This is a genomic window from Anaerosporobacter sp., assembly GCF_965301125.1.
On the sequence record NZ_CBDLAM010000127.1, the window covers coordinates 1 to 12,011 of the forward strand.

Below are 12,011 nucleotides of genomic sequence, written 5' to 3' on the forward strand. Positions count from 1 at the left end.
CTTTTAAATAATCAATAGATTCCATGTACCATCTCTTATACGTATCTAATGTCATAAAACACATGTAATCATATTGTGAGTTTTGTTGCAGTACTGCAACATTATTTCCCAAATAAAACTCTGGTCTTTTTGTGTCATCCTTAAATGCATATTGATAAAAATTCAGATATGCCAATAACTTATCTTTACTAGGCTCAAACTGATAAGGGCTTCCATTATTGCCTTTTGTGGAATAGAAATAATTCTTTGGCACTTCACTTCCCATAATCAATGTATCTGGATTATCTTCTGATGGCAATTCACCATACTGAACATCTGGAAGACCGAATTCCTTCATTGCATCTAAATCCATAACAGCGCAATATGCATACCCCTCTACACCTTTACCAATCTTAAGGGTTACATCAGCATAAAAAACTGGACTCGCTGTCTTTACATGTTTTATCTGCTTAACTGAATTTAATAAATCTTCATTAATAATCTGCTCTTTTGAGTCAACATAATTACCTTCATCATCTTTAATTGGCGCGTACTTACTTATTGTTATTGTAGTCAAACTACCAAGTTCCATTACCTGAGACTTGAATCCTGTATTCATACCAATACCTATTGAAATCATAACAACAATTGAAATGGTACCGATAACTACACCAACAACCGTTAATGCTGTCCTAGCTTTTCTTCTACTAAGATTTCGAAGTCCCATCTTAATAAGATCACTAATCTTCATACAGATCAATTCCTTTTTTTATTTTCTTCTTTGCCAGTAGAATTCCAATAATGGCTCCCACAACCAAAGTAGCTGCTGTTATTCCTATAACAGGTACATAATTGGATAGGAAAGGGTCCTTAGTTGTTGTACCAGTAGTTTCTCCCATCATACCATCGGAGCCTTCTAAGCCAGACATATCTCCTGTCCCTGACATATCACCCGTATCTCCAGAGGCATCGATTACTTCACCTTCAACATTTGATTCATCCGTTGTTGCTTCTTCCTCTAGTTTTGATTCATCTGTTGTAGGCTCTTCTCCCTCTGTGTTTGTTTCATCTATTGTAGCCTCTTCTTCCTCTGAATTAGCGGTATCTGTAGTTGCATCCGTTATGGTTTCTCCCTCTACATCCGCTGTTGCCCCGTCAGTACTTTCTTCTGAATCCTCTAATAAGTTCTCACCGCCACTTGCTTCGGAACCAGTCGAATCGTCAACTTTAACTTCAGTAGTTGTAGTTGCTTCATATAACATATTATTATCAATCATGATATTAAACATCTGTCCTCATCTCCCCTCTTATAAGCTTTCTTCCTCTTGCCTACGTAATTTTCTCTTATATAAACTGATAACAATCTTTCTAGCTACGAAAATTGCTACAAAGAATACTACTACCTGAATGATAACAAACGCCCAAGTTGGCAAGATTGCTTTCTTAGCTTCTGGTACAACTGGAGTTTCTACTGGAAGTTCACCTTCTGTACCAGGATCCATAGTGGGTTGTGGATTAATAAACTGCGTGAAGTCAGCAAATAATTCGATAGTATCTCCATTACTATCTTCATAAGTAATTTTTAACTTTCCTGGACAATCCCCTTCCATCAATGGAATCACATCAATTTCATATGTATTACCTTGCCCCGCTTCCACATTACCAATGAACTTAGTAGATGTGTCTGACGCTTGATAATAGTCACTTACAACTGTTGCTGTTACATTACTAAGAGTTGATTTACCCATGTTGTAAAAATTAAATGTCAAAGTAGTTGCTTCATTTACACGAGGCTCATCATATGAACTTAAATAAATATCTTGTACTACTGGCCTTGCATTCTCTGATACCTGAAGATTCAATATTTCATCTACAGTTTTTGAAGCAGTACCAACTTCCTCAGCCTTACCATCGGCACTTTCTGTTTTACCTTCATATTCATAATCAAAAGTTATCTTCAATGGATATGCGTTAGAAGCAGCATCTCCTTTTACTTTCAATTCAATTGATTGTGTTATCGTTGCGCCTGCTGGTATTTCTTCTATATAGAAACTATTACTTCCCTCAGTTTGTGAAAATATATTATTTTCAGAAGAAATTGATACTTTAATATTTTTAGCAGCAATAGAAGCATGTGTATTCTTAACATCAAATGTAAATGTAAATACTTCCCCTGCCTTTAGCTTTGCATCTCCAGTATTAAAGTTACTGATAATTAATTTAGGAACACTTGTATTTACAGTAACTTTAGGATTGGTAACATCACGTACGAACAAACTAACATTCTCAGTTGCATCCTCATAGTCAGAACCATCTTTATTTAAATATTTGTATGTAAATGTATATGTTAATTCATGTAACCCTTCCGTAACATCCTCTGATAGATCATATTGTAGCTTAACCGTCTTCTTTTTACCAGCTTTTAACTCATCAATATATATATATGGTTTTGAAGATACTGGGCTAAGTCCTGATGCTACTACATTAGAAGGAGTAAATTTTAATTGTTTAACCTTGGTCTTACCTTTGTTCTCAACTGTAAATACTACCGTTACTTTCCCCGCTGCAGTTGGCTTTTCAGGAGACTGTGTAACATTAGTAATAACAATGTTTGGTTTACCATTATTCTGTACATCATCTTCTGGAACAACTACATTAATAAAAATATTTGCTGTTTCCGTATATCCTTCATTCTTTTTCTCATCATACCAATTTACCGTAACCTTTAAGGATTTGGTTCCAGCTGCGGCTTTTTTTGTTACCTTTACTGGGAAAGTGACTTCCTTTGCACTTCCAGTTGATAAATCTCCCAAAGACATATCAGATGTTGAATAGTTTGGTACAATATCAGTTTGAGAGCTAAAATCTCCTAATGATACATTAACTTCCTTAGCAGTTAAGTCACCTGAATTACTAATTTTTAGTGATATGTCAAATTCTTCTCCCTGTTCAACTTCTTCATTATATTCAATATTAGAAAGTTTAATTTTTGATGCAGATTTTTGACCTGTTACTTTAACACTCAACTTTTTAGGGAAACTAAATGATGTCGGTACCATATAACCAGTATCTTGATCTTGATAATTTCCAGTACCGCTTATAGTTAGTTTATAGCTTCCATTGGCTGCCAACTCATCTGCCTGTACATCAAATTCTAATAAGTATTTTGCCCCTTGATACAAATTTGTTGCTTCCTTTTTACTACTATCTTCAATTATTTGAATATCAGATATAATATCTATGGGACTACTGCTATCAGCGTCAACAGAAAAATCTGGATATTCCATAACACCTGTACCACTCATCTGAAATGGAATACTAACATGTTGAGTAGCACCTGCTTTTATCTCAACTTTACTCATTGAAACCTTGAAATTAACTGATTGTGAAGTACTCTCAGATGCCTTACCCACCAATGTGTTACCAAAGATATTCACAAAAACCATTACAAGTAGTGCAATATAAGAAAGTAGTTTCTTCTTCCTCTTATTTCCATTCATTATAACTTTCCTCCTCATTCCTATCTTCTTCCATTTTCATTATGTCAGTTTTCATTCTCTTATTCTTCTGACAATATTCTTCTAGCAACTCACGATCTTAATCAGTCGTTACAGCTATCTCTTCTTCCATTTTTCTTTCATCTGTACTCTCTGATTGTGCCACGCCAGCGCTCTGGTGTATAACATCTTTCATTTCTTCTTCCATTTTTTCTTCCACTTCTGCATTTTCTTGGTTCAAATCAGAAACTTGTGCTACATTCACATTTTCTTTGTCCATCTTTTCCTCAGAATTAAAGTAATCGATGCTCTGTATCTTACCGTCTAAGATATTAATAATTTTATCTGCAAATTCTGCTAATCTTCTATCGTGAGTAACCATTACAATTGTTTGATGATTCGTTCTAGCGACCTCTTTAATTAAGTTCATTACTTCCATTGTTGTCTTCGTATCAAGATTTCCAGTAGGCTCATCCGCAAATACAATATCTGGTTTTGCAACGAAAGCTCTCGCTATACCAACTCTTTGTTGCTGTCCACCACTCATTTGTTTTGGCTTATGTGCAAGTCTTGTTTTAAGACCAACCTTAACTAGCATCTCCCTTGCCATCTTTTTTCTTCTCTTTGATGGTATCCGTTTGAACACTAAAGGAAACTCAACATTTTCTAAAGCTGTCATAGAATTCATTAGGTTATAAGATTGAAATACAAATCCCAGATATTTCTGACGAAATTTTGCAAGATTCTTTTCGCTCATTTTATGTATATTCTTGCCTTTTATAATAATCTGTCCACTTGTTAATTTCTCTATACCTGCCATTAAGTTTAATAAAGTTGATTTACCAGAACCAGATGTTCCTAACAAGCAGCAGAACTCGCCTTTATAAATATCAAAACTCACATCATCCACAGCTGTAATTCGTTCGCTCCCCATGCGATATATCTTCTTTACATTAAGAACTTCAATTACTTTTTCTCTCTCATCAGCCACTATCCCACCCCCTATACTTAAATAATTAGAAAATAAATTCAACGGATTTTTATAACCGATTACCTATGATATAGCTAAGTAAGAAACATTCCTACATCTACAATCGTACTCTAAATTTGACAAATATAGAAGTATTTTTTTCTTAAGAATTCCTTACAATAATATACTTAAAATCGTATTAATTAAGACAAAAAACCGTATTATAGCAATTAGAAACCAAGCTAATTGCTATAATACGGTTTTAAATTTATTTTTTTTCTGTTTTTACAGAAGCAGCTTTCATCGCTGCCTGTTCTTCCAGATCCTTTAATTCTAATCTGTAGTCAATAAAACGAACAAATAATACTTTAATCAGTGATCCAACTGGTACTGCTAAAATCATACCTAAAAATCCACCTATCGCACTACCGAAAATCAAAAAGATAATAACTAGTAATGGATGAATCTCAATACTATGGCTTAGAAGTTTTGGACCAATAATATTACCATCAACTGTTTGTATGATGAATAATGCTATAACAGCAATAATCATACGTTTATAATCACCGTTAATTAAACATACTAATACAGTTCCTGCATAAGCTACAAATGGTCCAAAATACGGTATTAAATTACCTAACCCAGCAATTACACCAATAACAAAGCCTAATTTAACACCTATAATAGATAAAGTAATACTAATTAACGCCATCATAACAAGAACATCCGTTAACTGTCCCTTTAAATACCCTGAAAAAACTGTATCTGCATCATGAATAAATTGTTTAGCACGATTATTAAATTTTGTACTTAATAAGGCTCTTGATACTTTACCAACATATCTTTTGATCATGGCACCATCAATTAAGAAATAGATACCAATAATAAGCGCAAATATAAATGTTGTTAAATAGCTTGAAATATTCGTTAATGATAGTAGTACGGAGTTTCCAAAGCCCTTTAGTCCATTAAGCAGATATGCTGTTGCTTCTTTCACGTAAGAACTTAATTCTGCTGATTGAATATTCAAGCTTTCTAATTTTTCCATAAACTGATTAATGAAATCATTTAGTGAATTTATATAATCAGTAACAATAATTATAATATCATTAAAATTCGCAAATCGAACCTGATCAGTTACACTGTATACGAGCATCGAGATCAATGCTGTTACTACTAATAAAATGATACCCAAGGTTGTAACGACAGCATAGTTTCTACAAGAACCTTGCTTTTTCTTAAATATAGATAATTTTTTATATTGATTCTCAAAAAAATCAACTATTGGTTCTGTTATATAAGCAAATACAAATGCTAATAGTATTGGCTTCATTACACGTAATATCCAGTTAAGCTTTTGCAACAATGTTTCTACGATAGTTGGAGCACTTTTTGCCACCAAACTAAGACAATAGATAACAATACAGGTTACGATTACATAGATGGATACTAAGGTGTATTGTTTGTTCATCTTATCCTTAACTTTCATTCTGATTAAACACCTTTTTCTACATATAATTTTATTACTTCCACGGCATTATCAATGCCAACATAATCACTCTTTATAGATAAATGGTAATTCTCTGCTTTTCCCCACTTCTCGTTAGCATGATAATTGTAATAGTTTGCTCTTCTCTTGTCAATCTTTAAAATATTCTCTTCTGCCTTTTTCGTAGGCATATTATACATCGTAGTTGCTCTTTCAACACGACTATTAATATCTGCCCAAACAAATACATTAACAACGTTTGGATTTTCCTTCAATATGTAATCTGCACATCTTCCTACAATTACACAAGAACCTTCTGTTGCAACCTTTCTTATAACTTCAGCTTGGGCCAAGTAGATTCTTTCATCCAAAGATAAATTATTAAATCCCAAATCTTGACTTCCATATGCACTCATACCCATAGCTATTGAATACAACAAACTATTCGTTGCCTTACTCTCTGCTCTTTCAAAAACAGATTCAGTGAATCCACTTTCTTTTGCAGCTCTAGTAATTAATTCATTATCGTAGAATGGAATGCCTAGCTTCTTAGCTAGTTTTTCTCCTATTTCGCGTCCACCGCTTCCATACTGTCTACTAATTGTGATGATCTTATTCATAACAATCCCTCCATTCACCAATCTATTTAGGTAAATTCATATCTTAAGTTATAATTAATCAATGACAATTAAATACGAATTCGTATTTGATTCTCCTTCGATTAGCTATATTATATCACTTTTTAAAGGCTCTGGACAGAATTATTTGAAACTTTTAACTTAATACTTCCCGTTCTCAATGATTTTTAAACACTCATCGAGAATATTCTTATTACTTGTTGGAAAATTAGGAATAGTACCCATTTCATGATTACATGAACCATCCTGATTCAACGGATAGTCTCCACGATAACCTACAAGCAATTTACTGTTTGGTAATTTATATGCAAAATCTTCGATTCCTAGTCCTCCGCCGCTTGTAGTTTCACCTACAACTGTAGCAAATCCCGTTTACTCACAGAAGTTTACAAATTTAAGAATTCCCCCTTATTAACAATAAGGGGGAGTATTTATTATTCATTCAGTGCATCGATTGTAGCTGCAACTTCCTTACTAGCATTGGAATTAATATTCACATTTCTTGTTACTTGTGCATCATACCCCTTTGCTTTAACTAAATCTGTTAGATCGATTCCTGTTACTTCTTTCATAGATTCCATTACCTGTGTCATAACTCCAGTAACATTGGAAGCTACATTAGCAACACCATTTCCTTCTGAGTTACCGCCACCATCCATGATAATTATCTTATCAATCTGTGATAATGGTTTCGCAATATTCTCTGCAACATCAGGTAATACTTTAATAAGCATCTCAGCAACTGCAGCGCCAGTATATTTTTGATAAGCTTCTGCCTTTTTCTCCATTGCTTCTGCTTCTGCGATACCTTTTGCACGAATTGCATTTGCCTCTGCAACACCTTTTTGGCTAATAACATCTGCTTCCGCTTGACCTGTTTGCTTAATCGCCTCTGCTTCTGCAACTGCTTTAATCTTTCTTGATTCTGCTTCTGCTTGTGCATATCTAGTCTGTGCTTGTGCCTCTGCCTCTGCTTCTGCTATCTTACGATACTTATCTGCATCTGCAATTGTCTGTTGTTTCTCTTTATCAGCAATAGCTGGTTCTACAACTTCTGCACGAAGACTTTCTTTCTTACGTTCTGCTTGTTTTTGAGCAAGTTCAATGTTCTTCTGCTCTTTTGCAATCATAATCTGTACTTGAGCAGCTTCAATATCTTTTTGTCTCTCTTGCTTCAATAATTCAGCATCCATCTCTGCTGACACTACTTCTTTGTTTGTAATATTCTTTTGGATATCATATGCAGCATCTGCTTTTGCTTTTGCTGCCTGTTGTTCTTGCATATAAGCAGCTTCTTGTACTTGCTTTAACTTAGTAGCTTCTGCAATCTCAGTTTCTGCTTGTAACCTAGCCTGCTCACCAGCTCGTTTTGCCTTAGATGTTTCTATCTGCATTTCACGATCTGCCTCAGCTTTTGCAATCTCAGCATCTTTCTTCTTCTCAGCGATTTGTTTTACACCAAGAGCTTGAATATATCCATTGCTATCATTGATATCTTTAATTGTGAAGACTTTAACCTCAAGTCCCATCTCTGTTAACTCAGTTCCTACTACTTCCTGAACTTTAGAAGAGAATGTCTCTCTATCGCGATAGATTTCTTCAACAGTCATAGTCGATACAATTTCACGTAGCTTTCCTTCCAGTACATTCGTTGCTGTACTACGAATGGATTGTTCGATCATCGCTTCATTCTTTCCTGTGAATTGCTCAATTGCATTAAAAATAGAACTCTGTTCATTCTTAACTTTAATTACTGCTGTACCAATAACAGCAATTGGTACACCTTGTGATGACATACTCTCATCTGTTACAACATCGATTTGGATATTACCAAGTGATATGTAATCAATTCTTTCGAATATAGGAATTACAAGACCACCTCCACCAGTAATAATCCTCTTCTTCAAACCTGTTACAACTGCTGCTTTGTCTTGCGGTACTTTCTTCCACATTGATAAAATCACCATTAATATAATGATAATTCCAGCAATGATTAGAAGTACTGGTAACATACTTTGTAAATCTTCTGGCATACTATACCCTCCTTAACCTCATTAACCTTTAATTTATCTATAGTGAAACAGATCTTAATCTGATTACTATCATAAATATTACTAAAACTCCTCTACTTTCTCTACAATTGCAACATTCTTCTCAAAGTAAAGCACTCTAACCTTTGTATCTTGCCGTATTCCTTCTGTAGGAATCGCAGATTTGGCTGGATATGATGTTGTAATACCATCTAATGTAGTAATACTTACACTTCCATAGCCTCCTGGAATAATTGTATTTACGATTTTTGCATCAAACAAAAGTAATTGCTCTTTCGAATATGTGGTATGTTCAATTTTCTTTAACTTATGTATTAAACTCTGTATTATAATAGCTACAAGATATGCTAATACTACCGCTATTATAATACACAAGACCTGATTGCTCTTATGAATCAACATCTTTCCTACTGCCCCAAATACTAATAATCCTGCACAGATACTCTGTACCGAGAAGGGTAATAGACATAGATGCATACTACCTATTTCAATATTCAAATCGATATGCAAGCCTTCTAGCATACTAGATATTCCATCAAAAAATCCATCAATAATATCTGTGATCTGACCTAATAATAAAGATAACAAAGGTATCCCAAAACCAACTAACATACATATTGTATATGCTCGATCCATATAAACTAATCTCCCCCCTTTCCACACACTCACTATTTTTCACTTAAACCATAGAGCGTTAAACAGATGCATTTACTTTTTTAATATTATACACCATGTAACCTTCCTTTTGATTAAAAATTTATTAACTTTTGATTTAAGATAGGTTTAGCCTTTATAACAAAATCATATTTAACTAAGTATGAGAGCCAACTAACCAGTAATGATTAGGCGACTCTCATATGGAATAAATTGTATTTAGTTATTTCTCTGATATTATATAGGAGTCTATAATATCCGGATTATCAACAACATTCTTTACACGTTCCAGTGAATCGTAATGAGTTATATCCCATGGTTCTTCCTTAAGATCAAGTTGAAAATCTCCACTTTCAATAAATTTCACTTGTTGTAATTCCTCATTATAAACGACAGGATATATTGAAACATATACAACAGGTATTCCTTGGTACTTCTGTACAAATGCTTTGATTTTGAAACCATCATCTATTGCTGATTCCCATGTATCATCACCTGTTTCACTTTGTATAGGGCTTATACCTAGATTAGCAATTTTAATATTCTCTATGGTATGCACTGTTGCGGACCATGATGCAACGTCTATATCATCCAATGCTGTATCCTGTGGTAATGCAAACACATAGGATAAAAACGGGAGAGAATTCTCATCGTAATTTGCTGAGATACCTTCTACATTAAGCTTTGTTGTTCCATCTTCTTGTTTCTCTTGATTCAAACCGTACAGTTCAAAATGTATCGTAATCTTATCCTTCTCTACCTCAAATTCTTGTTTATTTTCTTTAATTTTTGTCTCTACAACTTTATCAACCTCAGTATTTATGGAAGTTTTATTACTATTCTTTTGCTTTTCATTAGAACAACTAGTAACACCAATCAACACTACTACAACTAAGCAAATAAGTTGTACCTTAATCTTCATGAAGCTCCTCCCCATATACTTTTTATTAATATAGCTTCGAAAAAACGCATTATCTATACTCTACCATTTATATCCATTTACAGCAAGTTATATCACCATAATTTAAGATAATAAAACAGCAGAATATTATCACTTCATCTATCTATAACTCACAAAAAGTCATAGAAACATGCTTGCTATAACCATCATGTTTCTATGACTTTCCTATTACCTATATATTAACCTATTTATATGCATATATGAAGTAGCAATCCTATTCTATATATTCAAATTACTATATCCCATAAGATGTGTATCTACTTCTTTGGCAACCTCACGACCTTCACGAATTGCCCATACGATAAGTGATTGTCCTCGGCGCATATCACCTGCTACGAAAATCTTATCTTCATTTGTTTTATATGACCCTTTAGCAGTTGCTACAGTTGTTCTTTCGTTAAGTTCAACTCCAAAAGCGTTTGCCACATAGCTTTGTGCACCTACAAACCCTGCCGCTATCAGTACTAAATCAACTTCAACTTCATATTCACTTCCGGCAACTTCTGCCATGAAGTAACGTTTTGTCTCTTCATTGAATTTGCTTTCTAACTTCACAAGTTTTGCTTTACATACGTTACCCGCTTCATCTGTTACAAACTCTTTTACAGTTGTTTGATATACCCTTGGGTCATGGCCGAATACTGCTATCGCTTCTTCTTGACCGTAATCTGTCTTGCAGACACGAGGCCATTCTGGCCAAGGATTGTTCTCTGCTCTTTGGTCAGGTAGTTTTGGCATCATTTCTAATTGAATAACTGATTTTGCGCCATGTCTAACTGATGTACCAACACAGTCATTACCAGTATCACCACCACCAATTACAAGAACATTCTTATCCTTTGCACTGATGTAAGTTCCTTCTTTTAGATTTGAATCTAATAAACTCTTTGTAGTTGATTTTAAGAAATCTACTGCAAAATAAATTCCTTTTGCATTTCTACCAGGTACATTAATATCTCTTGGGTTTGAAGCACCACAAGTTAAGATAACGCTGTCAAATTCCTTCGTAATCTTGTTTGCTTTGTAATTGCCACCTACATCAGCACCTGTTACAAATGTAATGCCTTCTTCTTTCATAATATCTATTCTACGATCAATAATGTGTTTCTCTAGCTTCATGTTAGGAATACCATACATTAATAACCCACCAACACGGTCTTCACGTTCGAATACAGTTACAAGATGACCTCGCTTGTTTAATTGATCTGCTGCTGCAAGACCAGAAGGACCAGAACCAATTATGGCGATTTTCTTCCCTGTACGGATTTTAGGAGGATTTGCTTTAATAAATCCCTTCTCGAATCCATTCTCGATAATCTCATATTCATTTTCTTTGATTGTTACTGCATTCCCATTCAAACTACAGGTACAAGCCGCTTCACATGGGGCAGGACATACTCTTGCAGTAAACTCAGGAAAATTATTAGTCTTTAAGAGACGATTTAATGCCTGACCCATATTATCTGTAAATAATAAATCGTTCCATTCAGGTATTAAATTATTAAGTGGACAACCCGATGTCATTCCACCAATCGTCATACCTGATTGGCAGAATGGAACACCACATTCCATACATCTAGCACCTTGTTTTTTTCGTTCTTCTTTTGATAAAGGGGTGTGGAATTCATTAAAATTCTCAATTCTATCTAATGGCTTTACTGACTGATTCCCTTTTCTCTCATATTCCATAAATCCAGTTGGTTTTCCCATAATTACCGTCTCCTTATATAATATATTTAGGTTGATAAAGGTAACCCATAACCCTTTGTTAG

At 34.3% G+C, this 12,011-nt stretch carries 10 protein-coding genes; all 10 read right to left on the reverse strand.

Annotated elements, in window-relative coordinates:
- A partial coding sequence (locus tag ACW2QF_RS13435) for an ABC transporter permease (RefSeq protein WP_455716519.1) occupies positions 1-730 on the reverse strand: 730 nt, incomplete at its 3' end.
- Positions 720-1,268, reverse strand: coding sequence for a hypothetical protein (locus tag ACW2QF_RS13440; RefSeq protein ID WP_455716520.1), 549 nt, complete (start codon positions 1,266-1,268; stop codon positions 720-722). The genes ACW2QF_RS13440 and ACW2QF_RS13435, both read right to left, overlap by 11 nt.
- 18 nt (positions 1,269-1,286) lie before the next feature.
- Positions 1,287-3,479 carry a COG1361 S-layer family protein gene (locus tag ACW2QF_RS13445; protein ID WP_455716521.1) on the reverse strand — a complete coding sequence of 731 codons (2,193 nt, stop codon included), beginning with the start codon at positions 3,477-3,479 and terminating at the stop codon, positions 1,287-1,289.
- 97 nt (positions 3,480-3,576) lie between these two features.
- The gene (locus ACW2QF_RS13450) at positions 3,577-4,410 is read right to left on the reverse strand and encodes an ABC transporter ATP-binding protein (protein ID WP_455716527.1); all 834 of its coding nucleotides are present in this window, start codon (positions 4,408-4,410) and stop codon (positions 3,577-3,579) included.
- A gap of 304 nt (positions 4,411-4,714) precedes the next feature.
- Complete coding sequence (locus ACW2QF_RS13455; RefSeq protein WP_455716522.1) at positions 4,715-5,935, reverse strand: AI-2E family transporter; 1,221 nt, start codon at positions 5,933-5,935, stop codon at positions 4,715-4,717.
- Between the two features lie 5 nt (positions 5,936-5,940).
- Entirely contained in the window at positions 5,941-6,555 is a 615-nt protein-coding gene (locus ACW2QF_RS13460) for a cytidylate kinase-like family protein (protein ID WP_455716523.1), read from the reverse strand.
- A 452-nt stretch (positions 6,556-7,007) separates the two neighbouring features.
- Positions 7,008-8,606, reverse strand: coding sequence for a flotillin family protein (locus ACW2QF_RS13465; RefSeq protein ID WP_455716524.1), 1,599 nt, complete (start codon positions 8,604-8,606; stop codon positions 7,008-7,010).
- A gap of 81 nt (positions 8,607-8,687) precedes the next feature.
- Positions 8,688-9,260 carry a hypothetical protein gene (locus ACW2QF_RS13470; RefSeq protein ID WP_455716525.1) on the reverse strand — a complete coding sequence of 191 codons (573 nt, stop codon included), beginning with the start codon at positions 9,258-9,260 and terminating at the stop codon, positions 8,688-8,690.
- Between the two features lie 241 nt (positions 9,261-9,501).
- Positions 9,502-10,200 (reverse strand): hypothetical protein, encoded by a 699-nt coding sequence (locus ACW2QF_RS13475; protein ID WP_455716526.1) that lies wholly within the window; start codon positions 10,198-10,200, stop codon positions 9,502-9,504.
- Positions 10,201-10,458: 258 nt separating this feature from the next.
- Entirely contained in the window at positions 10,459-11,949 is a 1,491-nt protein-coding gene (locus tag ACW2QF_RS13480; protein WP_455716528.1) for a glutamate synthase subunit beta, read from the reverse strand.
- Positions 11,950-12,011 lie beyond the last annotated feature (62 nt).

Coding starts and splice junctions, on each gene's coding strand:
- ACW2QF_RS13475 (WP_455716526.1), bottom strand. CDS start 10,200: ATGAAGATTAAGGTACAACTTATTTGCTTAGTTGTAGTAGTGTTGATT.
- ACW2QF_RS13480 (WP_455716528.1), bottom strand. CDS start 11,949: ATGGGAAAACCAACTGGATTTATGGAATATGAGAGAAAAGGGAATCAG.
- ACW2QF_RS13460 (WP_455716523.1), bottom strand. CDS start 6,555: ATGAATAAGATCATCACAATTAGTAGACAGTATGGAAGCGGTGGACGC.
- ACW2QF_RS13455 (WP_455716522.1), bottom strand. CDS start 5,935: ATGAAAGTTAAGGATAAGATGAACAAACAATACACCTTAGTATCCATC.
- ACW2QF_RS13440 (WP_455716520.1), bottom strand. CDS start 1,268: ATGTTTAATATCATGATTGATAATAATATGTTATATGAAGCAACTACA.
- ACW2QF_RS13445 (WP_455716521.1), bottom strand. CDS start 3,479: ATGAATGGAAATAAGAGGAAGAAGAAACTACTTTCTTATATTGCACTA.
- ACW2QF_RS13470 (WP_455716525.1), bottom strand. CDS start 9,260: ATGGATCGAGCATATACAATATGTATGTTAGTTGGTTTTGGGATACCT.
- ACW2QF_RS13465 (WP_455716524.1), bottom strand. CDS start 8,606: ATGCCAGAAGATTTACAAAGTATGTTACCAGTACTTCTAATCATTGCT.
- ACW2QF_RS13450 (WP_455716527.1), bottom strand. CDS start 4,410: ATGGGGAGCGAACGAATTACAGCTGTGGATGATGTGAGTTTTGATATT.